We start from the raw sequence: 21,107 nt of genomic DNA on the forward strand, positions 1-21,107 counted from the left end.
TTCCGAGAACGAGGAGTCTCTCTCCATGCATGACGACCGCACCCTGGTCGAAGCCCGCCTCAAGCGCGTGCTGGACGAACGTCTGCGCCCGGCCGTCTACCCCGAGTCCGTGCCGATGGACGTGCGCGTCTGGACCGCGCCGGGCGAGCCCGTACCCGTCGCCGAAGGGCTGGCGGCCCCGACCGAGCCGATCGCGGTCGGCGCGGCCTGGGGCGCGCCGTGGGCGACGAGCTGGTTCACGGTGACCGGCACCGTCCCGCCCGCCTGGGCGGGCCGGACCGTCGAGGCGGTGCTCGACCTCGGCTTCGACGAGAACATGCCGGGCTTCCAGTGCGAGGGCCTGGTCTACCTGCCCGACGGCACGCCCGTGAAGGGGCTCAACCCGCGTAACCAGTGGGTGCGCGTCGGCGCGCCGGTGGCCGGCGGCGAGCAGGTCGAGCTGCGGATCGAGGCGGCCTCCAACCCGGTCGTGCTGGACTACAAGCCGTTCGTGCCCACCCTGCTCGGCGACAAGGAGACGGCGGGCAGCGAGCCGCAGTACCGGCTGGCGCGCATGGACCTGGCCGTGTTCGACGAGACGGTGTGGAACCTGATCCTCGACCTGGAGGTGGCCGGGGAGCTGATGCACGAGCTGCCCGCCGACAGCGGCCGCCGCGCGGAGCTCACCCGGGCCATCGACCGCGCCCTGGACGCGATCGACCTCCAGGACGTCAACGCCACCGCCGGGGCGGCCCGCGCCGAGCTGGCCGGCGTGCTGTCCGCGCCCGCCGTGCCCTCGGCGCACCGGATCAGCGCGGTCGGGCACGCCCACATCGACTCGGCCTGGCTCTGGCCGCTGCGCGAGACCGTCCGCAAGGTCGCCCGTACGGCCTCCAACATGACGGCGCTGCTGGCCGACGAGCCGGAGTTCGTGTTCGCGATGTCGCAGGCCCAGCAGTGGGCGTGGATCAAGGAGCACCGGCCCGAGGTGTGGGCCAAGGTGACCAAGGCCGTGGCGGCCGGGCGGTTCGTCCCGACCGGCGGCATGTGGGTGGAGTCCGACACCAACATGCCCGGCTCCGAGGCCATGGCCCGCCAGTTCGTGCACGGCAAACGCTTCTTCATCGACGAGTTCGGCGTCGACAACGAGGAGGTGTGGCTGCCCGACACGTTCGGGTTCGCGGCCGGGCTGCCGCAGATCATCAAGGCGGCGGGCTCGAAGCGGCTGCTCACGCAGAAGATCTCGTGGAGCCGGACGAACACGTTCCCGCACCACACGTTCCTGTGGGAGGGCATCGACGGGACGCGGGTGTTCACGCACTTCCCGCCGGTCGACACCTACAACTGCTCGATGAACGGCCGGGAGATCGCGCACGCGGCCCGCAACTTCAAGGACAAGGGCGTCGCCCGGCACTCGCTGGCCCCCACCGGCTGGGGCGACGGCGGCGGCGGCACCACCCGCGAGATGGTGGCCAAGGCCGCCCGGCTGCGCGACCTGGAGGGCTCGGCCACCGTCACCTGGGAGACCCCCGCCGCCTTCTTCGCCAAGGCCGAGGCCGAGTACCCCGACCCGCCGGTCTGGGTGGGCGAGCTCTACCTGGAGCTGCACCGCGCCACGCTGACCAGCCAGGCCAAGACCAAGCAGGGCAACCGGCGCAGCGAGTCGCTGCTGCGCGAGGCCGAGCTGTGGGCCGCCACGGCCGCCGTGCGGGCCGGCGCGCCCTACCCGTACGAGCAGCTCGACCGCATCTGGAAGACGGTGCTGCTGCACCAGTTCCACGACATCCTGCCCGGCTCGTCGATCGCCTGGGTGCACCGCGAGGCCAGGGCCACCTACGCGGCGCTGGCCGAGGAGCTGACCGGCCTGATCGACGACGCTCAGCGGGCCCTGGCCGGAGACGGCCCCCACGAGCTGGTCTTCAACGCGGCCCCGCACGCCCGCAACGGCGTGCCGGCCGGCGGCGCGGCCCCGGCCGTACCGGGGGCCCCGACGAACCGGGAACCCCGCGAGGGCGGCGGCTTCGTGCTGCACAACGGCCTGCTCCGGGTCGAGGTGGACGGCCGCGGACTGATCGTCTCCGCCTACGACCTGGGGGCCCGGCGCGAGACCCTGCCCCCCGGCCAGGCCGCCAACCTGCTCCAGCTGCACCAGGACTTCCCCAACATGTGGGACGCCTGGGACGTGGACGAGTTCTACCGCAACACCGTCGCCGACCTCACCGCCGCCGACGAGGTGACGGCCGGCGAGCGGCCCGGCTCGGTCCGCGTCACCCGCTCGTTCGGCGGCTCGTCCGTCACGCAGGTGATCTCGCTGGACGGGCGGCGGGTCGACATCGCCACCGAGGTCGACTGGCACGAGACGGAGAAGTTCCTCAAACTGGCCTTCCCCCTCGACGTGCGCGCCGAGCGCTACGCCTCCGAGAGCCAGTACGGCCACGCCTACCGCGCCACCCACACCAACACGAGCTGGGAGGCGGCCAAGTTCGAGGCGTGCAACCACAAGTTCGTGCACCTGGAGGAGCCCGGCTGGGGCGTGGCCGTGGTCAACGACTCCACCTACGGCCACGACGTGACCCGGACCGTGCGCGCCGACGGCGGCACCACCACGACCCTGCGGGTGTCGCTGCTGCGCGCCCCCCGCTTCCCCGACCCCGAGACCGACCAGGGCAGGCACACCTTCCGGCACGCGCTGCTGCCCGGCGCGACGATCGGCGACGCGGTGCGCGAGGGCTGGTTCCTCAACCTGCCCGAGCGGGTGCTGTCCGGCGCCGCCGAGGTGGCGCCGCTGGTCACGGTGGACGACGACGCGGTCGTGATCACCGCCGTCAAGCTGGCCGACGACGGCAGCGGCGACGTCGTGGTGCGCTTCCACGAGTCGCGCGGCGGCCGGGCGACGGCCACGCTCACGGCCGGCTTCCCCGTCACCTCGGTGACCGTGACCGACCTGCTGGAGCGCCCGCTGGCCGAGCCCGAGCGGCCCGGCCGGTCGATCCCGGTGACGTTGCGGCCGTTCGAGCTGGTCACCCTCCGGCTCGGCCGCTGACCGCACGTTCCCGATGAGGGGCGCCCGTCCGGGCGCCCCTCACGTGCGTTCACGGCGGAGGCGTCAGGGGGTGTAGACGGCGGAGCTGCCGTACAGCTTGCTGGTGAAGGCCGAGATGTAGGAGGCGGTGTTCGCCGAGGTGAGGTTGTAGGTGAGGAAGACGCCGTACCCCTCGCTGACCGTACGGCGGGCCAGGGAGGCGGCGGTGGACGAGCTGGTGCCGGTGAACGACACGGCGGCCGGCGACAGGCGGGACCTGGAGGTCGGGCCGTTCGGCACGGACCAGGTGCCGTACCAGGGGTTCCAGGCGTAGTCGAAGGTGTTGTTGATGCTGACGCCGTTGTAGGAGAGGCGGTCGGCGGCCGGGCCGATGTCGTAGAGCGTGATGAGCTTGTTCGGCAGCTTCTGGCGCAGGGCCTGGACCAGGTAGACGAAGGAGAAGTCGTTCGGCTGGCCGGTGCCGTTCCTGCCGTACTCGACGTACTCGTCGTCGAAGTCGATGCCGTCGAGCCCGTACGTCGTCACCACGTCGGCCAGTTCCTGGGCGAACGCGTCGGCGGCCTGCCGGGACGGGAAGTTCGCGAAGCCGGCGCCCTGGTGGTTGCCGAGGATCGACAGCAGGACCTTGATGCCCTTCTGCTGCAGCGGGCGGACCTCGGTCGCCACGTTGTCGAGCACCCGCTGCACGTTCTCGTTGCAGTGGAGGTAGGCCTTGGTGCCGTCGTAGTTGATGTTGGCGGCGAAGATGACCGCGATGTCGAACACCTGCGCGCCGCCTCGGGCGAGCGTGTACTTCGCGACGTTGGTCATGCTCTCGCTGTTGACCTCGATGTAGACCACCGAGAGCGGGCCGGTCTTGGCGGCCGCGCGGCGCTCGGCGTGTGCCGCGGTGGGTAACGCGGCACCTGCGGCGGTCGCGGCCAGCGCTGCCAGCAGGGTCCTTCTGCGCATGAGCGGTGAACTCACGATCGACTCCTCAGGGCATGGGGGGATGATTTGCTATATCGGTTAAGTCCGGTCCACTCGTTCTCGCGAGGCTGCATGGGGGCTGGAGATAAATCGGTATAGCGCCTCGATCATCGGCAGCCCGGGGCCCGCTGTCAAGGTGTCCGCGGCGCGGAAAGGCGTCGCGCGCACCGGAGATCTCTCCGGTGGTAGTGTTCCATACATCCAAATATTTAGATGTATGGAGCAGTGATGACGAAGGTGCTGATTGTCGGTGCCGGCGCGCTGGGGCAGGTCTTCGGGGCGTGGCTGGCCGCGGGCGGGGCCCGGGTCAGCTATCTCGTCCGGTCGGGCCGGGAGGGCTGGGAAGGGGCTCCGGTGTACCGGCTCAGACGGGGGCGGGCGCCGGTGACCGAGCGGATCACGCCGTACGAGGTGCGCAGCGAGCCGCCCCGCGAACAGTGGGACATGGTGTGGCTCTGCGTGGACTCCCCGGCGCTGCGCGGCGACTGGACGGGCGCGCTGCGTGCGGTGACCGGCACGGCGACGGTGGTCACCATCGGCCAGGATCCGGGCGATCTGCGCACCCTGGCCGGCGTCTGGCCGCAGGAGCAGATCGTCCAGGTGACCCCGACGCTGCTGGCCTACCAGGCGCCGCTGGAGCACGAGGTCCCCGCGCCGGGGGTGGCGTACTGGGTGCCGCCCGGTACGGCGACGGGCGTCACCGGAGCGCGCGCCCCGCAGGTCGTCGCCGCGCTGCGGGCCGGCGGCGTGCGGGCCAGGCGGGTGCCGCGGGCCGGCGCGGGGGAGCTCACCGCCGCCCGGATGATCCCCTACATCGCCGCGCTGGAGTCCTCCGGCTGGCGGCTGCCCGCGTCCGGCCCGCGGTTGCGAGGGGCCGCCGCAGCCGTCCGGGAGGCCGTCGCGGTGGTCCGCGCCCAGCACGGGCTGCGCGCTCCCGTCCCCGTCCCGTCCTGGGCCGTGGGCCTGGCGTTGCGCGTGCTGCCCCGGCTGCTCCCGTTCGACCTGCGCCGCTACCTGGAGACGCACTTCACGAAGGTGAGCGCGCAGACCCGCCTGATGCTGGACGGCTGGATCGCCGAAGGGTCCGCCAGGGCGTTGCCGGTCGGCCGCCTGTCCGCCGTGCGCGACTCGTTGCCCGCATGAGCGGCTCGATCGAGGCCCGGGACGTCCTCGCGCTGTTCGCCCGGACCCGGCCGCTGTTCACCGCCCTGGGGGACGAGCGCAGGCAGGAGATCGTCGTCCACCTGCTGGAGTCCGCGGCCCCCCGCAGCGTCGGCGACATCGCCGCGCACCTGGAGCTGTCCCAGCCCGCCACCTCCCACCACCTCAAGATCCTGCGCGACGCGGGTCTGCTGACGGTACGGCGCAAGGGCACCCTGCGCCTGTACGACCTCGACGCCGACGCCTATCCGGAGCTGCTGACCCCCATGCGCGACCTCATCACGTTGATCATCTCGTGCGCCTCCGGCCCCGGCGAACAGCCGGACGGTCAGTAGCGGCCGGCAACCGCCCGCGCGCCTTCCCGTCCCGGTCTGTCACATCGGGAGCGGCTGTCCCGTCCTCGCAGTGCTGTCCATCCAGCTGAGGAGATCTCCGTGACACACCCCCACGGGCGACGGGCGAAGGAGCAGGGGCGATGAAGGTACTGCTGGCCGGGGCGACCGGCGCGATCGGGGTTCCGCTGCTGTCGGCGCTGGCCGCGGCGGGGCACGAGGTGGTCGCCGTCGTCCGCGATCCCGCCAGACGGCGGATCGTCACCGACCGCGGCGCGCACGCCGTCGTCGCCGACGTGCTCGACCGGGACGCGCTGCTGCGCGCGCTCGACGGGCACGCCGCCGACGTCGTCATGCACCAGGCCACGGCGCTGCGCGGCGCCTCGCGCAGACTGCGCCCCGACGACCCCACCCTCGCCCTGCGTGACCGCGGGACCGCGCACCTGCTGGACGCCGCGCGGGCCGTCGGCGCGCGCCGGTTCGTCACCCAGTCGCTGATCACCGGGTACGGCTACCGCGACCACGGCGACCGCGTGCTGACCGAGGACGACGAGTTCGGCGTGCACGTCGGCACCGTCGCCGACCTGGTGACCGACTCCAGCGTGGCGACCGAGAGCCAGGTGTTCGCCGCCGACGGCATCGAGGGCTTCGCCCTGCGCTACGGCATGTTCTACGGCAGGAACGCCTTCAGCGACCTGTTCGCCGACCTGATGCGCAAACGGGCGCCCGTGCTGGACACCACGATGCGGGTCTCGCACGCCAAGGCCACCCGCGACCTGGGCTGGACCCCGGTGCACCCGAGCGTTCCGGACGGACTGGAGGACATGCGATGACGAACGGCTACAGCAGGCCGGCCAGGATCTTCGTCCAGGCGGCCGTGGCGGTCGGCGCGCTGACGATGCTGGGCTTCGGCGTGTGGATGCGCCTCGACCCGGCGGGGTTCGCGGTCTTCGCCCGCTTCCCCAATCACGTGCACTTCCTGCACGACGCCGGGGTCTTCCAGATCGGCATCGGGCTGATGATGCTGAGCGCGCTGGTGTGGCGCGACGTGCTGTCGGTCGTGCTGGTCGGGTTCCTCGTCGCCAACACGCTGCACGTGGTGAACCACGCGGCCGACCTGGACCTCGGCGGCAACCCGGACAACTGGTGGCAGCTCGCCCTCCTCTCGCTGCTGACGCTGGCCGGCCTCGTGGTGCACCGCAGGCAGCTCAGCCGCCGGTCACGGGCGCAGAGGCAGGTCATGGGCGGTGGGTGTCCGATAGCTTGCGACAATCCGCGTGACATGACATGAGGAGTGTTCATCGTGACATCCGAGACGAACCCGGCGGCTGACTCCAGCGAGTGGGAGGCCGCGCTGGCCGGCGCGTTCGAGATCCTGCTCGGTGGAGGGACGGCCGTGGACCCTGCCGCCAGGTACGGCGTCTACTACGCCTCGGACACCTTCGACGAGTTCCTGTTCCCGAACGACTGGGCCACCGCCGACGCCCTGTCGGGCCGGGAGGCGAGGCGCCTCCCGGATCCGGACGGTGCACACCCCTTCTCGCCCTGGACGTGGCGGTTCGACCTGGGCGGGTCGTTGTTCTGGTTCGACCCCGATCTGCTGGCGGGAACAGGGCCTTGGGACGAGGACGGGCACAAGGGCCCCCGGCCGTTCGGCGACGCCTTCGTGGCCGACCTGCGGGCCGTGTCCGCGGTCGACGAAGCCGATGAAGCCGGTGAGGTGCTGGTGCGCGGCGCGCAGTTGGGGCCGCTCCTGAGCCGCCACGGCGTCGATCTGACCGGCGGGGCGTGCGAGAAACTGAACGGCTGGCTGACCGTGCTGCTGCGCGTCGCCACCGACGGCACCCTCACCGACGCGATGCGGGCCGCCACGTTCACCGAACGTGGCCCCGGCCACCTGGTGTCCGTCTCCGACCTGCGGTACGCCCGCTCCGCCGTGCAGCCCTGGGAAGGGCGGCTGGGCGCGGTCGCGCATCCCGCGCTCCGCGACCATCTGCGCATGCTCTGTCTCGCCAAGGACGACGCGCGCAGCGAGGGCGGCTTCTACTGCGGCGACGGCCCCTGGCCGTGGACCGACGTCCTGGAGGCGGTCGGCTGCTCGCTCGTCGCGGGCTGGGGGTTCGGCGAGTCCCAGGCCGGCACCGCCGTAGTGCGTCTGTCGGACGAGCCGGAATCACGCTGACTACCTAGGCAAGTCATATCACCTGACTCACATAAAAATGACAACTAGGCATTGCTGATATCTCAACCCACTCGTACTGTGATCCCAGTCGCTCCGTAGAACGAAGGAGATCCAGTGCCCCCCAGTCACGATCCTCGACCGGCCGGCTGGCGAGTCGGCGCCGACATCGGCGGCACCTTCACCGACGTCATCGCGCTGGGGCCGGACGGCGAGGTCGTCCCCATGAAGGTGCTGTCCACCCCGCCCGACTACGGCGCCGGCGTGGTGGCGGCGACCACCGGCGTGCTCTCCCTGGCCGGGGCCCGGCCCGAGGCCGTGGTCGCGATGCTGCACGGCACGACCGTCGCCACCAACGCGATCCTGTCGATGAACGGCGTGCGCACCGCGGTGGTCACCACCCGCGGCTTCCGCGACGTGCTGGAGATCGGGCGGCTGCGCCGGCCGGTGCTCTACGACCTGTCATGGTCCAAGCCCGAACCCCTCGCCCGGCGACGCGACCGGCACGAACTCGACCAGCGGATCACCGCCGACGGCCGGCTCGCCCCACCGGCCGGCGAGGACGAGATCCGCGCCCTGGCCGGACGCCTGCGCGCGGACGGCATCGAAGCGGTGGCCGTGTGCCTGATCAACTCCTACGTCCGCCCGGACGAGGAACGGCGGGTCGCCGCGCTGCTGCGAGCCGAACTGCCCGGCGTGTACGTCACGGCGTCGGTCGACGTCTCCCCACAGCCGCACGAGTTCGAACGCACGAGCACCGCCACGGTCAACGCCTACGTCGGCCCCACCGTGCACGGATACCTCACCCGGCTCGAAGCGGGGCTGCGCTCGGCGAAGGTGCGCGCGCCCCTGCTGGTCATGCAGTCCAGCGGCGGACTGCTCGACGCGGCCTCCGTCGCGCGACGGCCGGTGCAGATCATCGAGTCCGGTCCGGCGGCCGGCGTGACCGCCGTGCAGAAGCTGGCCCAGTTGATGGGCCTGTCCACGGTGGTCGCGTTCGACATGGGCGGGACCACGGCGAAGGCGTCCCTGATCGAGCACGGTGAGCCGTTCGTCTCGGCCGACTACGAGGTCGGCGGCGGCATGAACGGCGCCCGCGGTCTCAGTTCCGGCGCCGGGTACCCGGTGCGGGCGCCGTCGATCGACATCGCCGAGGTCGGCTCCGGCGGCGGCAGCGTCATCTCCGTCGACGCGGCGGGCGCCCTGCACGTGGGGCCCGTCAGCGCCGGCTCGCGTCCCGGTCCCGCCTGCTACGGCCAGGGCGGCGAGCTGCCCACCCTGACCGACGCCAACGTGACGCTCGGCTACCTCAGCCCCGACGCGCTGGCCGGCGGCCGGGTGGCGATCCACCCGGAGCTGGCCGCGAAGGCGTTGTCGGCGGTGGCCGAGCAGCTCGGCGACGACGTGGCGGGCGCCGCGCGCGGCGCGTACCAGGTGGCGGTGTCGAGCATGACGACCGCGGTCAAGGCGGTGACCAGCGAACGAGGGCGGGACCCGCGGGAGGCCACCATGGTCGCCTTCGGCGGCGCGGGCCCTCTGTATGCCGCCGCGCTGGCCCGCGAGCTGGGGATCTCGACCGTGATCGTGCCCGTTCATCCGGGACTGTTCAGCAGCCTGGGCCTGCTCGTGGCCGACACCGAACGCCAGGAGCTCACCCCGTACCGGGCCGGCCTCGCCGACGTGGGCGCGCTCGCCGCGGAGTTCGCGCGGCTGTCCGCGCTCGTGCGCGACCAGCTGGGCGCCGACGCCGTCGTGGACCGGCTCCTGGACATGCGCTACCGCGGCCAGCGATTCGAGCTGCGGATCCGGGTGCCCGACGGCGACCTCACCGAGGACCTGCTCGCCGAGACGCGGTCCCGCTTCCACGCCGAGCACCGGCGCACCTACGGCCGGGCCGGCACGGACGAGCTGGTGGAGCTGGTCAACCTCCGGGTACGCGGCCGGCTCCCCACCCCGGTGTCCATCGCGGACGTGCTGAGCCTGCCCCTCGCCCCCGGCGGCGAGCCCGCCGTCCGCGCGTGCCGGTTCGAGCGGACCATGCCCACGCCCGTCGTGGGCCGGTCGGATCTCGGCCCCGAACCGCTCGAGGGACCGATGGTCGTCGAGGACATGGACGCCACCACCCTCGTCCCGCCCGGCGCCCGGGTGCACCTCGACCGGCTCAACAACATCGTCATCACCTGGAGCGCCTCATGATCCGCGACGCCGTGACCTTCGAGGTCTTCCGCAACGCCGTCACCGGGATCGCCGACGAGATGGCGATCACGATCCTGCGCACGGCTCACTCGCAGCTCGTGGCGTCCAGCATGGACTTCTCCGCCGCCCTGTGCGACGCGCACGGCCGGGTGATCGCCCAGGCCAACACCCTGCCGGTGCACCTCGGGTCCATCCCGGACGCGATGGAGGCGATCCTCGACGAGTTCGGCGACCGGATCCGTCCAGGAGACGTCTACCTGCTCAACGACCCGTCCCTGGGCGGCATGCACCTGCCCGACATCTTCGCGGTCGCCCCGGTGTTCGCCGGAGCGGACCTCCTGGGCTTCGCGGTCACGGTCGTCAACCACACCGACGTCGGCGGGTGGGCCGCCGGTTCGATGGCCGTGCAGTCGACCAGCATCTTCGCCGAAGGCGTGCAGATCCCGCCGTCGTGCCTCGTCGAGGCCGGCACGGTGAACGAGACGTTCCTGCGGCTGATCCTGCGCAACGTCCGCGAGCCCGAGCTACTGCGCGGCGACCTCGAATCGCAGCTCGCGGCCTGCCACACCGGGGCCGAGGGGCTGCGCGCGCTCGCGGCGCGGCACGGCGTCCACGGGCTCGCCGCCCTCGTCGACGAGCTGCTCGACTACTCCGAGACCCTGCTGCGCGCCGCGCTCGCCGAGGCCGTCCCGGGCGCCTACGAGTTCCTCGACCACATCGACGACGACGGCCTCGGGTCCGGGCCGATCCCGATCCGGGTCAAGGTCACGCTGTCCGGGTCGGGGATCGAGCTCGACTTCACCGGCTCCTCGCCGCAGGTGGACTCCGCGCTCAACGCGACGGCCTCCTTCACCCGCTCCGCCGCCTACGCCGCCCTGCAGGGCGTGCTCGCCTCCGACATCCCGGCCAACAGCGGCTTCTACCGGCCGTTCAGTTTCGTCATCCCGGAAGCCTCCATCCTCAACGGCCGGCGGCCGGCCGCGCGCGGCGCCCGCGGGCTCGTCGGCTTCCGGATCATCGACGCCGTGCTCGGGGCGCTCGCCCCGGTGTTCCCCGCCCGGGTGCCGGCCGCCGGGGAAGGCGGGCCCGACGGGATCGCGATCGGCCTCGTCGGGCCGGACGGGGAGTCCATGGTGTTGTGGGACCCGCTGGCGGGGGCGTGGGGCGCGCGTCCCGACCGCGACGGCGTCGACGGGATCAGCTCCCTGGGCGCGAACCTGACCAACACGCCGGTCGAGGAGCTGGAACGCTCCGGCCACCTCCGCATCGACGGTTACGGCTACCTCCCCGACAGCGGCGGAGCGGGCCGCTGGCGCGGTGGCCTGGCGACCTTCCGCGACATGACGCTGCTGGCGGCCGAGGCCAAGGTGCAGATCAGGTCCGACCGGCGCAGGTTCCTGCCGTACGGGCTGGCCGGCGGCGCACCGGGAACCCCCTCGCTCAACATGCTCGACCCCGGCGGTCCCGGTGAACGGGTGCTGGAGTCCAAACCGCACTTCGAGATGACCGCGGGAACCCGCCACCGGCACGTGACCGCCGGCGGCGGCGGGCACGGCGTCCCCTTCGAACGTATCCCCGAACTGGTCCTCGAAGACGTCCTCGACGGCAAGGTCACCCACGAGGGAGCCGAACGGGACTACGGCGTCGTGATCACCGCGGACGGCCTGATCGACAGGGACGCCACCGCCAGGCTGCGAGGCCGGGCGCGCTGAAGCCGCTGCACACCCCCCACACCGATTGGAACCCCCCATGAGTTCACCCGTCGCGACACCACCGAGCACCGTCTCACCGCGCACCTGGCGCAAGGTGGGCGTCCGGATCATGCCCCTGGTCGGCCTCGCCTACGTGGCGAGTTACATCGACCGCGCCAACGTCGGTTACATCGCCGCGCCCATGTCCCGTGACCTGGGCCTCGGCAGCGGCCAGATCGGCCTGGCCGCCGGGCTGTTCTTCATCGGCTACGTCCTGTTCGAAGTGCCGAGCAACATGATGCTCAGCCGGTTCGGCGCGCGGAAGTGGATCGCCCGCATCATGATCACGTGGGGGCTGGTCACGGCGGCGACCGCGGCCGTGAACTCCCCGGCCACCCTGTTCGCCGCGCGGCTCCTGCTCGGGTTCGCCGAAGCCGGTCTGGCCGCCGGGATCCTGCTCTACCTGACGTTCTGGTTCCCGCGCCGCCAGCGTTCCTGGGCGCTGTCGGCCTTCATCGTGATGATCCCGCTGTCCTCGATCATCGGCTCTCCGCTGGCCGCCGCGCTGCTGGAGTGGGGCCAGAGCCTGTTCGGCATCGCGGGCTGGCGGGCGCTGTTCCTCGTCGAGGGCATCCTGACGGTCGTCGTCAGCGTCCTGATCTTCGTCTTCCTGCCGAACCGCCCGGCCGACGCGCGCTGGCTCGACGACGAGGAGAAGGCCGCCATCGAGAACGTCCTGGCCGCCGAAGCCGCCGAACAGCGCGCCCGCGGGGCGCTCACCGGGCTGCGCCAGGCGCTGACCAGCGGCCGGGTGTGGGCGATGGCCGTGACGTGGTTCGCGATCGCGTTCGGGCTCTACCCGCTGCAGTTCTTCCTGCCCACGATGATCAGGTCCATCACGCAGAGCGTCGGCGACTCCGCCGACGTCAGCAGCGTGCTGCTGTCCGCGATTCCCTACGTGGTGGCCGCGGTCGCCCTGCTGACCTGGGCTCGCCTCGCCGCGCGCTGGACGGCGGTCACGGCCACGGCCGTGCCGATGGCGCTCGGCGCGGCGGGGCTGCTGCTGGCGACCTTCACCAGCAGCGGCACGCTGTTCGTGCTCGCCGTCTGCCTGAGCGTCGCCGGGATCATCACCGCGATGCCGCAGTTCTGGCGGATCCCGGCGATCGGCCTGACCGAGGCGGCCGCCGCCTCCGGCATCGCCCTGATCAACTCCGTCAGCAACCTCAGCGGATTCATCGGTCCGTACTTCACCGGGACGATCGCGTCCGCGACCGGCAGCTTCACCTACGCGCTGCTGGCCATCGCGATCATCATGGTCGCCGGGCTGGCCGTCCTGCTCACCGCGGGACGCCGGATGGAGCGGCTGGACGGGAGCCTGTCATGACCGCCGCCGACCGGCAGGGAGGCAGGGCGTGAACGCCGCGCTGCTGAACCGGCTCCGGGCCGAGCTCGACGGACGCCGGGCGACCACCGGGCTGCGCCGCGACCTCGTGGTCTCGGGCGCCCAGGGGCCGGCGCTCGGCGTGGCGGGGGAGTGGCTGGTCAACTTCGCCTCCAACGACTACCTCGGGCTCGCCGGCGACCCGGAGGTCCTGGACGCGGCCCGGCGGGCGCTGCGCGAGACGGGGCTCGGGGTGGCGGCGGGCCGGGTGCTCTGCGGCACCCGGGCCGTCCACGGCGAGCTGGAGGCGGGCATCGCCGAGCTGGTCGGCGCCGAGGACGCCGTGCTCCACAACTCCTGCTTCGACGCGAACCTCGGCCTCTTCGACGCCCTGCTCGGCCCGCAGGACGTCGTCCTCAGCGACGCGCTCAACCACGCCAGCCTGATCGACGGCATCCGCCTCACGCGGGCCCGGCGGCGCGTCTTCGCCCACGCCGACCTCGACGAGCTCGAACGCCACCTCACCGAGTCCGCCGGCGCGCGCCACCGCCTCATCGTCACCGACGGCGTCTTCAGCATGGACGGCGACGTCGCCGCGCTGCCCCGGCTCTGCGAGCTGGCCGAACGCCACGACGCGGTGCTCGTGGTGGACGACTCGCACGCCACCGGGGTGCTCGGCCCGACCGGCGGAGGCACCCCCGAGCACTTCGGGCTGAAGGGACGCGTCGACGTGCTGACGGGGACGCTCGGCAAGGCACTGGGCGGCGCGGCCGGCGGCTTCGTCGCGGGCGACCGCGCGCTGGTCGAGACGCTGCGCCAGGTCTCGCGGCCCTACATCTTCACCAACGCCATGGCCCCCGCGCTGGCCGCGGCGGCGCTGGCGGCGATCCGCATCGCACGGCGGCGCCCGGATCTGCGGGAACGCCTGGCCGCCAACACCGCCTGGCTGCGCCGGGCGTTGCGCGACCTCGGCTACGAGGTGCCGCCAGGGGAGCATCCGATCATCCCCGTGATGCTGCGCGGCGGCACGCTGGCCCGCGACGTGGCGGCGGCGCTGCGCCGCGAGGGCGTGCTCGCCTTCGCGCTCTCCCACCCGGTCGTCCCGGCCGGCGAGGAGCGGATCAGGGTGCAGGTCTCGGCCGCGCACACCGCCGGCCAGCTCGAACAGGCCGCAGCCGCCTTCGGCCGCGCGCGTGCCGTCCTGGCCGGCTCATGAGCACGGCCGACGGACTGCGGGCGCCGACCAGCGCCGACGGACTGCGGGCGCCGACCAGCGCCGACGGCAGTGAGCTGGCGGGCCGGGTCGCGATCGTGACCGGCGGGGCCAGTGGCATGGGCCTGGCCGCGGCCCACGCGCTGGCCCGCCGCGGCGCGACCGTCGCCGTGTTCGACCTGGCCGCGCCCGGCCCCGCCGAGCTGGCGGCGACGCTGGCCGTGCCGGCGGACCGCGTCCGGTCGCTCGCGGTGGACGTCACGGACGGCGACCAGGTCCAAGGGGCGTTCGCCGCGCTGCTGGAGGAGCGGTCGCGGCTCGACATCCTGGTGAACGCCGCGGGCGTCGCACCGCCGACCCCGTTCGAGGAGATCACCCGGGCCGAGTGGAACCAGGTGCTGGCGGTCAACGTGCTCGGGACGGCCCTGTGCTGCCAGCAGGCGCTGCCCGCGATGCGCGCCCGAGGCTGGGGCCGCATCGTCAACTTCTCCTCCACCGCCGGCAAGACCATCAGCACCGCGGGCGGCGCCCACTACACGACGGCGAAGCACGGCGTCCTCGGGCTCACCCGGCACCTGGCGAAGGACTGCGGCCCCGACGGCATCACCGTGAACGCCGTCTGCCCGGGACTCATCGACACCCCGATGGCCCGCGCGCTGCTGCCCGGAGAGGCACTCGAACACGCCACCCGGTCGTTCCCGGTGCCCCGCGCCGGGCAGCCCTGGGAGGTCGCCGAGCTCGTCGCCTTCCTCGCCTCGGACCGCGCCGCGTACATCACCGGGGCGGCCATCGACATCAACGGCGGCGACCTGATCGTCTGACGCGGCGCCGCCGAACACCCGCAACCAGCACCCCACGAGAAGGTGAGCTTTCTGTGAGCACAGGGACAGTCAGGATGATCCGGCACCGGATCGACGGCCGCGAGACCGCCGGCCGGTCCAGCCGCACCGCCCCGGTATGGAACCCCGCGACCGGCGCGCACCAGGCCGACGTGCTGCTGGCCGAGCCCGACGACGTCGACGCCGCCGTGCGGGCCGCGCGGGCCGCCCTGCCGGCCTGGGCCGACACCTCGGTCATGCGGCGCTCGCGCTTGATGTTCGCCTTCCGCGAGCTGGTCGACAAGCACCTCGACGACCTCGCGCGGCTGGTCTCCGCCGAGCACGGCAAGGTCCTCGACGACGCCAGGGGCGAGCTCGTCCGCGGCCTGGAGGTGATCGACTTCGCCTGCGGGATCCCGCACCTGCTCAAGGGCGAGTACTCCGACCAGGTCTCGACCGACGTCGACCTGTTCTCCTTCCGGCAGCCGCTCGGCGTCTGCGCCGGGATCACGCCGTTCAACTTTCCCGCCATGGTCCCGCTGTGGATGCATCCGATCGCGATCGCGACCGGCAACACGTTCGTGCTCAAGCCCTCCGAGCGCGACCCGTCGGCGGCCAACCTCATCGCCGACCTCTACGCCGAAGCCGGTCTGCCCGACGGCGTCTTCAACGTCGTCCACGGGGACAAGGTCGCGGTCGACGCGATCCTCGACCATCCGGACATCGCCGGCGTGTCGTTCGTCGGCTCGACGCCGGTCGCGCGGTACGTGTACGAGCGCGCGACCGCGGGCGGCAAGCGCGTCCAGGCGCTCGGCGGCGCCAAGAACCACGCCGTCGTGCTGCCCGACGCCGACCTCGACCACGCCGCCGACCATCTGGTGGCGGCCGGGTACGGCTCGGCGGGCCAGCGCTGCATGGCGATCTCGGTCGCCGTCGCGGTGGGCGACGTGGCCGGGCCGCTCGTCGAGCTGATGCGCGAGAAGGCGCAGGCGATCAAGGTCGGGCCGGGGCTGGCGGCCGGGTCCGAGATGGGGCCGGTCGTGTCGGCGGAGGCGCTCGACCGGATCAGGGGTTACATCGACTCCGGCGTCGCCGCGGGCGCCGACCTGGTCGTCGACGGGCGCAAGCTCGACCTCGGGGGCGACGGCTTCTTCGTCGGGCCGACGCTGTTCGACCACGTCACGCCCGACATGGACGTCTACCGCGACGAGATCTTCGGCCCGGTGCTCGTCGTCGTGCGGGTCGGCTCGCTGGAGGAGGCGATCGACCTGATCAACGGCAACAACCTGGCCAACGGCACGGCGATCTTCACCAGGGACGGCCATGCGGCGCGGCTCTTCCAGCGTTCCGTCCAGGTCGGGATGATCGGCGTCAACGTGCCGATCCCGGTGCCCATGGCGTTCCACTCGTTCGGCGGCTGGAAGCAGTCGCTGTTCGGCGCCCACCACATGCACGGCCCTGAGGGCGTCGCCTTCTACACGCGCGCGAAGGCCGTCACCAGCCGGTGGCCGGAGGAGAGGGAGGACGGCCCGCGCCACCGCGGCGACCTCTCCTTCCCGACGGCGGTCTGACCGGACGGCCCGGCCTCGCGCCGCACCCCGCGGGCCCGGTCGGACGGCCCGGCCTCCGACCGGCCACGCGCCGCCCCTCGCAGGCGCGGCCCCCGCCCGGCGCCGGCTAGGCCGGCGGGCGCGAGGCGGGCAGCTCGATGTGCGCCCTGCTCACCGAGGTGCTCTTCGCCAGAACCTGCAGCAGGTCGCGGCGCACGCGTTCGCACCGGGCGCGCATCGCGTCCCGGGCGGCGTCCGCGTCACGGGCGCGCAGCCCCTCGTAGACGGCCCCCAGCTCGCCGGGCGGGCTCGCGATGCCGGGATCGATCAACGCGGCCATGCGCAGAACCCGTTCCAGCTCGTCGAGCACGTCGACGATCGCCTTGCCGAGGCGCGGGTTGCCGCTGAAGTTGGCGATGATGCCCTCGAACTCGATGCCGGCCCGGAGCGACTCCTCCTGTTCCACCTCGCCCGCCGCGAGCGCGATGGGCACCTTGGACAGCGCTTCGAGCCGTTCGAGCGCCGGCGCCGTGACGCCGAGGCGCGCCGCGGCGGCGGCCGCCTCGCCGGACAGCAGCGTCCGCAGGGCGCACAGGGCGTCGGTGTCCTGCAGCGTGATCGGGCTGACGACGTAGCCCGCGCGCGGAAGCGCGGTCACGAGCCCGTCGCGCCGCAACCGGGCCAGCGCCTCGCGCACCGGCGTCTTGCTGATGCGCCATTGCTCGGCGAGCGACGTCTCGGTGAAACTGCTGCCGGGCGACAGCGTCAGGTCGATGATCTGGCGGCGGATCGCCCGATATGCCTGACTGGTGCGGTCGAGGCCGGTCTCGTCCGTGCCGACCAGCAGGAGCGCGGGGATGTGCGGGGTTCCGCTGACCACACCATGAATGTCGGACATCGCGCCAGGATACCAATTCACAGCGTTGATACAGCAGCTCGGTCGTCGGGAACTGGATAGAGATATTTATTCTTGTTGTTGATATCTCAGTATGCGATGCTTCGTCCCATGCAGCGAAACTCCTGGTCCCTTCCCGCCGCGAGCGACTTCCCGGCGCTGGGGGCGATGAGCACCCGCGCCCGCGCGGAGCGCAGCGCCCGCGACGGCGTGCGGATGCTCCCGCTCGCGGGCGCCCCGATCCTGCCCATGCCCGAGCACGTACGGCGGGCGGTGGCGGGCGCGATGGACCTGCCCGATCCGCGCGACACCCGCGGCCTGCCGGAACTGCGCGCCGCGATAGCCGCCGAACTGGAGCGCGAGCACGGCCTGCGCGTCGATCCCGAGCGCCGCCTGCTGATCACCCACGGAGCGATGCAGGGGCTCTCCCTCGTGCTGCGCACGGTGCTCGCGCCGGGTGACGAGGTGATCGTGCCGACCCCCACCTACTTCTTCGACGGCGCCGTCCGCGAGGCCGGCGCGACGCCCGTCGGCGTCCCGTCCCGCGAGAGCGACGGCTGGGCGCTCGACCTGGCCGGTCTGGAGGCCGCCGTCACGAGCCGCAGCCGGGCCGTGCTGCTGTGCAATCCGACCAATCCGACGGGCTATCTCCCCGACGCCGCCACCCTCGCGGCCGTGGTCGACCTCGCCGCCCGCCACGGGCTCCTCGTCATCTCCGACGACTCATGGCAGCACTTCACCTACGACGGCCACCGCTACCACCCGGTGGAGGCGTACGCCGACCGCTGGCCGCACCTGGTCACCGTCACCAGCCTCAGCAAGTACTACGCGCTGGCCAGCTGGCGGCTCGGCTACGTCCTGGCGCCGCCACCGGTCATCGACGCGCTCAACCGCCGCTTCGAGTGGGAGGCGGTGTGCTGTGGAGCGGTTCCCCAGCGGGCCGCGGTCGCCGCCCTGACCGGCCCGCGCGACTGGCTCGACCGGGCGCTGTCCACCTACCAGGCCAAGCGCGACCTCGTCTGCGACGGCATCGCCGCGAGCGGCCTCCCCGGGCCCGTCCGGCCCATGGGTGGCGCCTTCCTGCTCGCCGACTGCTCACGCCTCGGCGAGACCCCGGCCGCCATCGACCACGCGCTCCTGCGGCACGGCATCGCGACCGTACGCGGCGCCGACATGCACGGTCCCGACACACATGTCCGCATCACGTTCGGCTCCGACGAGCGAACGCTCACCGAGCTGATCCGCGGCCTCGAACGGGCCCTCAGGGCGTCCTGACACCCCCGGACATGCCGGTCTTGTTGCGTTTTTGCGGCAAATTTCGTCAGTCGGTCACCAGGTCGACAATGAAGGGAGATCATGGCATCAGCCTCGGGGAACAGGTCGATCTGCTGAAGGAGACCGATGAACGAGCGAATCCTGCCGTTACCCGCCGTACTGCGCGCCGCGCGAACCGTCATGTGCATTCAGGTGGTCCTGGTGGCCCTGAGTCTGATCGTCTTTGTGACCGGCCTCGTGGAGGCGGCGCTCGTCGGGCTCCTGCTGATCCCCATCCTGGTCAATGTCGTGATCGGCGTGGCCATCGGCGTGGTCGTGGCCAGGATGAGGTCGCGCCGGCCGTGGGTCCGCTGGACGGGAGTGGCCGTCGAGGCGGTCCTGGTGGCCACCCAGCTCTGGGGAATGATCAGCGGCCCGAGCATCGGGGGCGTCGCCGGCCTCGTGCTGGCCGGGGGCGCGATCTACTGCCTCCTGTCGCCGCCCTCGACCGCCTGGTTCACGCCCGCGGCCCCGGCGACAGCGGCCCGTTGACACCCGCCCCCGGTAGGGGGTCGAAGGCGCGCGCCTCTAGCCGAACTTGACGAAGGTCGGGAAGGGGGCGGTGAAGGTCTCGAAGTTGCGGGAGCCGACGAATCCGGCGAAGACCGTGCAGTTGCTGTTGGTGTAGAGGGTGGCGTCGGCGTCGGTGTCGTTGTGGGCGTTGCGGGCGCCGCCGGAGACCGGCAGGCAGGCGCCGTTGGGCGTCGGGATGTTGAGGGTGGTCTCCTGTCCGTTGCTGGCCCTGGTGTAGAAGAACGTGCCGGTGGCGGCGTGGGCGGAGACGGGGAGCGATGCCGCGACCAGCGTGGTGGCCAGGGCGCTCAGAGCGAAGGCGGGAAGACGTGTCATGCCTCCAGATTATACGTAGAGTAAATAAGCGACAACTCTGAGTAACAAGGAAGTTCCGGGGTTTCCTCCCGAGAGGCGACACCCGGGTCCGTCCGCTGCGCGGCCCTTCATGACTCCTGTCATGTGCAGCCGATGACAGCCGGGACTGACCGCGGAACCGCGTTCGGATCATGCTTACGCCATGAACATCCGGACGCTTGGAAAGAACGCCTCGGCCATCGCTCTGACCGCCGGGATGGTGCTGGCGGCCGGCCCGGCGCAGGCCGCCCCCGCGCGGGAGACCGCGCTCGACCGGCAGGCGCTGCGGCAGTCGCTGGACGCCGTGCACGAGGCCGGCATGTACGGCATCTACTCGACCGTCCGCGACGGCGAGCGCAGCTGGCGGGGCGCCTCCGGCGTGGCCGACGTCGCCACGAGGCGCCCCGCACGCCCGGACATGCTGCACCGGGTCGGCAGCATCACCAAGACGTTCACCGCGGTGGCCCTGCTCCAGCAGGTGGCCCGCGGCGCCGTCGAGCTGGACGCCCCCATCGCCCGCTACCTGCCCGACGTCGTGCCCGGCGAGCGCGGCCAGAAGATCACCGTGCGGATGTTGCTCAACCACACGAGCCACATCGCCGACCACGTGGGCCCGGCCTTCCCCTCGCTGCTCCAGGGCACGTTCGAGAGCCTCGACGACAACCGTTTCCGCACCTTCTCCCGCCGGGAGCTGGTCGAGCTGGGCCTGGCCGCCACGCCCACCGGCGAGCCGGGCGCCACGCCGGGGATCTACTCCAACACCAACTACCTGATCGCCGGCCTGCTCCTGGAGAAGGTGACGGGCGAGAACGCCGAGCGGTACATCACCCGCAACGTCATCCGCAAGGCGGGCCTGCGGCACACGTCCTTCCCGCGCACGCCGGTCATCCCCGGACCGCACTCCAAGGCGTACGAGTCGATGTTCGGCTTCATCGACCCGCCCAAGGACTACAGCGTCTACAACATGTCGTGGATCAGCACGGCGGGCGCCGTCGTGTCCACGATGGAGGACCTCAACCAGTTCTACCGGGTGCTGCTGCGCGGCGGGCTGATCGGCCCGGCCGAGCTGGCCGAGATGCAGAAGACCGTGCCCGTGGCCGGCGTGTCGGGGGCCTACGGCCTCGGCATCTACGCCACCGACCTGCCGTGCGGACGGTTCTGGGGGCACAGCGGCGGCGTCTTCGGCATGGCCACCGACTCCTACACCAGCCCGGACGGCGTCCGCCAGCTCTCCATGGGCGTCAACCGCACGAAGTACCAGAGCCTGGACGAGAACGGCAACATCGAGATCAGCCCGATCGACTACGCCACCGTCGACCATCTCCTGCTGGGGCTCTGCGGCCAGAGCGCGGCGCGCACGAAGGCCGCGCAGCCGCAGATCGTCCCGTTCGCCGTGGACCGGCTGGTCTCCGTCAAGCGCTGACGTCACGCGTGCCCGAGGCGCGGCCTGGGCACGTCGCCGCCGGCCCGGAGGGAGCTGTCAGCGGCGGCGTCAGTGCGGTGACGGTCCGGTGTC

18 protein-coding genes are annotated in these 21,107 nt (G+C 72.2%); 15 read left to right on the forward strand and 3 right to left on the reverse strand.

The genetic code is table 11. From position 1 onward, the window contains the following. Positions 1–25: 25 nt before the first annotated feature. Complete coding sequence (locus ACFYYW_RS02395; protein ID WP_387644114.1) at positions 26–3,022, forward strand: alpha-mannosidase; 2,997 nt, start codon at positions 26–28, stop codon at positions 3,020–3,022. 63 nt (positions 3,023–3,085) lie between these two features. Here the strand turns inward: ACFYYW_RS02395 and ACFYYW_RS02400 are convergent, their stop codons facing one another. Further along, positions 3,086–3,988 carry an endo-beta-N-acetylglucosaminidase H gene (locus tag ACFYYW_RS02400; protein WP_352325011.1) on the reverse strand — a complete coding sequence of 301 codons (903 nt, stop codon included), beginning with the start codon at positions 3,986–3,988 and terminating at the stop codon, positions 3,086–3,088. A 231-nt stretch (positions 3,989–4,219) separates the two neighbouring features. On the opposite strand from ACFYYW_RS02400, the gene ACFYYW_RS02405 reads away from it, so the two are divergent. From ACFYYW_RS02405 to ACFYYW_RS02455, 11 genes are all read left to right on the forward strand, one after another. Beyond that, on the forward strand, positions 4,220–5,134 hold the full coding sequence (locus tag ACFYYW_RS02405; RefSeq protein WP_387644117.1) for a ketopantoate reductase family protein: 915 nt from the start codon (positions 4,220–4,222) through the stop codon (positions 5,132–5,134). Then, entirely contained in the window at positions 5,131–5,487 is a 357-nt protein-coding gene (locus tag ACFYYW_RS02410) for a metalloregulator ArsR/SmtB family transcription factor (RefSeq protein ID WP_352325009.1), read from the forward strand. The genes ACFYYW_RS02405 and ACFYYW_RS02410 overlap by 4 nt, the downstream gene beginning before the upstream one ends. A gap of 140 nt (positions 5,488–5,627) precedes the next feature. Then, positions 5,628–6,317 carry an NAD-dependent epimerase/dehydratase family protein gene (locus ACFYYW_RS02415; RefSeq protein ID WP_387644120.1) on the forward strand — a complete coding sequence of 230 codons (690 nt, stop codon included), beginning with the start codon at positions 5,628–5,630 and terminating at the stop codon, positions 6,315–6,317. Continuing rightward, positions 6,314–6,775: a hypothetical protein gene (locus tag ACFYYW_RS02420; RefSeq protein ID WP_387644123.1), complete on the forward strand. Its 462-nt coding sequence runs from the start codon at positions 6,314–6,316 to the stop codon at positions 6,773–6,775. The genes ACFYYW_RS02415 and ACFYYW_RS02420 overlap by 4 nt, the downstream gene beginning before the upstream one ends. Positions 6,776–6,787: 12 nt before the next feature. Next, positions 6,788–7,666 (forward strand): hypothetical protein, encoded by an 879-nt coding sequence (locus ACFYYW_RS02425; RefSeq protein ID WP_387644125.1) that lies wholly within the window; start codon positions 6,788–6,790, stop codon positions 7,664–7,666. Positions 7,667–7,780: 114 nt separating this feature from the next. Continuing rightward, positions 7,781–9,859: a hydantoinase/oxoprolinase family protein gene (locus ACFYYW_RS02430; protein ID WP_387644128.1), complete on the forward strand. Its 2,079-nt coding sequence runs from the start codon at positions 7,781–7,783 to the stop codon at positions 9,857–9,859. Further along, positions 9,856–11,571 carry a hydantoinase B/oxoprolinase family protein gene (locus tag ACFYYW_RS02435; RefSeq protein WP_387644131.1) on the forward strand — a complete coding sequence of 572 codons (1,716 nt, stop codon included), beginning with the start codon at positions 9,856–9,858 and terminating at the stop codon, positions 11,569–11,571. Before ACFYYW_RS02430 ends, ACFYYW_RS02435 begins: the two co-directional genes overlap by 4 nt. A 37-nt stretch (positions 11,572–11,608) precedes the next feature. Next, positions 11,609–12,937, forward strand: a complete 1,329-nt coding sequence (locus ACFYYW_RS02440; RefSeq protein WP_387644133.1) for an MFS transporter — start codon at positions 11,609–11,611, stop codon at positions 12,935–12,937. A 28-nt stretch (positions 12,938–12,965) separates the two neighbouring features. Beyond that, a complete protein-coding gene (locus tag ACFYYW_RS02445; RefSeq protein ID WP_387644136.1) occupies positions 12,966–14,150 on the forward strand; it encodes a glycine C-acetyltransferase in 1,185 nt (394 codons plus the stop codon). After that, positions 14,147–14,968, forward strand: a complete 822-nt coding sequence (locus tag ACFYYW_RS02450) for an SDR family NAD(P)-dependent oxidoreductase (protein WP_387644138.1) — start codon at positions 14,147–14,149, stop codon at positions 14,966–14,968. The genes ACFYYW_RS02445 and ACFYYW_RS02450 overlap by 4 nt, the downstream gene beginning before the upstream one ends. Before the next feature lie 74 nt (positions 14,969–15,042). Next, a complete protein-coding gene (locus ACFYYW_RS02455; protein ID WP_387645484.1) occupies positions 15,043–16,536 on the forward strand; it encodes a CoA-acylating methylmalonate-semialdehyde dehydrogenase in 1,494 nt (497 codons plus the stop codon). Positions 16,537–16,642: 106 nt separating this feature from the next. On the opposite strand, the gene ACFYYW_RS02460 is transcribed toward ACFYYW_RS02455, so the two are convergent. Beyond that, positions 16,643–17,413 (reverse strand): GntR family transcriptional regulator, encoded by a 771-nt coding sequence (locus tag ACFYYW_RS02460; RefSeq protein ID WP_352330652.1) that lies wholly within the window; start codon positions 17,411–17,413, stop codon positions 16,643–16,645. 108 nt (positions 17,414–17,521) lie between these two features. Here ACFYYW_RS02460 and ACFYYW_RS02465 point away from each other — a divergent pair, with 108 nt between their 5' ends. After that, positions 17,522–18,685 (forward strand): pyridoxal phosphate-dependent aminotransferase, encoded by a 1,164-nt coding sequence (locus tag ACFYYW_RS02465; RefSeq protein WP_364417985.1) that lies wholly within the window; start codon positions 17,522–17,524, stop codon positions 18,683–18,685. A gap of 126 nt (positions 18,686–18,811) precedes the next feature. Continuing rightward, the gene (locus tag ACFYYW_RS02470; RefSeq protein WP_387644143.1) at positions 18,812–19,216 is read left to right on the forward strand and encodes a hypothetical protein; all 405 of its coding nucleotides are present in this window, start codon (positions 18,812–18,814) and stop codon (positions 19,214–19,216) included. Positions 19,217–19,252: 36 nt separating this feature from the next. Here the strand turns inward: ACFYYW_RS02470 and ACFYYW_RS02475 are convergent, their stop codons facing one another. Beyond that, complete coding sequence (locus ACFYYW_RS02475; protein WP_364389515.1) at positions 19,253–19,573, reverse strand: hypothetical protein; 321 nt, start codon at positions 19,571–19,573, stop codon at positions 19,253–19,255. Positions 19,574–19,754: 181 nt separating this feature from the next. Between ACFYYW_RS02475 and ACFYYW_RS02480 the strand changes: the two genes are divergently transcribed. Continuing rightward, positions 19,755–21,014, forward strand: coding sequence for a serine hydrolase domain-containing protein (locus ACFYYW_RS02480; RefSeq protein ID WP_387644145.1), 1,260 nt, complete (start codon positions 19,755–19,757; stop codon positions 21,012–21,014). Positions 21,015–21,107 lie beyond the last annotated feature (93 nt).

It is taken from the genome of Nonomuraea sp. NPDC001831 (genome assembly GCF_042892035.1).
GTDB lineage: Bacteria > Actinomycetota > Actinomycetes > Streptosporangiales > Streptosporangiaceae > Nonomuraea.

Excerpts from the sequence above, each read along its gene's own strand:
- ACFYYW_RS02395 (WP_387644114.1), top strand. The coding sequence starts at position 26 with ATGCATGACGACCGCACCCTGGTCGAAGCCCGCCTCAAGCGCGTGCTG.
- ACFYYW_RS02405 (WP_387644117.1), top strand. The coding sequence starts at position 4,220 with ATGACGAAGGTGCTGATTGTCGGTGCCGGCGCGCTGGGGCAGGTCTTC.
- ACFYYW_RS02410 (WP_352325009.1), top strand. The coding sequence starts at position 5,131 with ATGAGCGGCTCGATCGAGGCCCGGGACGTCCTCGCGCTGTTCGCCCGG.
- ACFYYW_RS02415 (WP_387644120.1), top strand. The coding sequence starts at position 5,628 with ATGAAGGTACTGCTGGCCGGGGCGACCGGCGCGATCGGGGTTCCGCTG.
- ACFYYW_RS02420 (WP_387644123.1), top strand. The coding sequence starts at position 6,314 with ATGACGAACGGCTACAGCAGGCCGGCCAGGATCTTCGTCCAGGCGGCC.
- ACFYYW_RS02435 (WP_387644131.1), top strand. The coding sequence starts at position 9,856 with ATGATCCGCGACGCCGTGACCTTCGAGGTCTTCCGCAACGCCGTCACC.
- ACFYYW_RS02440 (WP_387644133.1), top strand. The coding sequence starts at position 11,609 with ATGAGTTCACCCGTCGCGACACCACCGAGCACCGTCTCACCGCGCACC.
- ACFYYW_RS02450 (WP_387644138.1), top strand. The coding sequence starts at position 14,147 with ATGAGCACGGCCGACGGACTGCGGGCGCCGACCAGCGCCGACGGACTG.
- ACFYYW_RS02455 (WP_387645484.1), top strand. The coding sequence starts at position 15,043 with ATGATCCGGCACCGGATCGACGGCCGCGAGACCGCCGGCCGGTCCAGC.
- ACFYYW_RS02460 (WP_352330652.1), bottom strand. The coding sequence starts at position 17,413 with ATGTCCGACATTCATGGTGTGGTCAGCGGAACCCCGCACATCCCCGCG.
- ACFYYW_RS02465 (WP_364417985.1), top strand. The coding sequence starts at position 17,522 with ATGCAGCGAAACTCCTGGTCCCTTCCCGCCGCGAGCGACTTCCCGGCG.
- ACFYYW_RS02470 (WP_387644143.1), top strand. The coding sequence starts at position 18,812 with ATGAACGAGCGAATCCTGCCGTTACCCGCCGTACTGCGCGCCGCGCGA.
- ACFYYW_RS02475 (WP_364389515.1), bottom strand. The coding sequence starts at position 19,573 with ATGACACGTCTTCCCGCCTTCGCTCTGAGCGCCCTGGCCACCACGCTG.
- ACFYYW_RS02480 (WP_387644145.1), top strand. The coding sequence starts at position 19,755 with ATGAACATCCGGACGCTTGGAAAGAACGCCTCGGCCATCGCTCTGACC.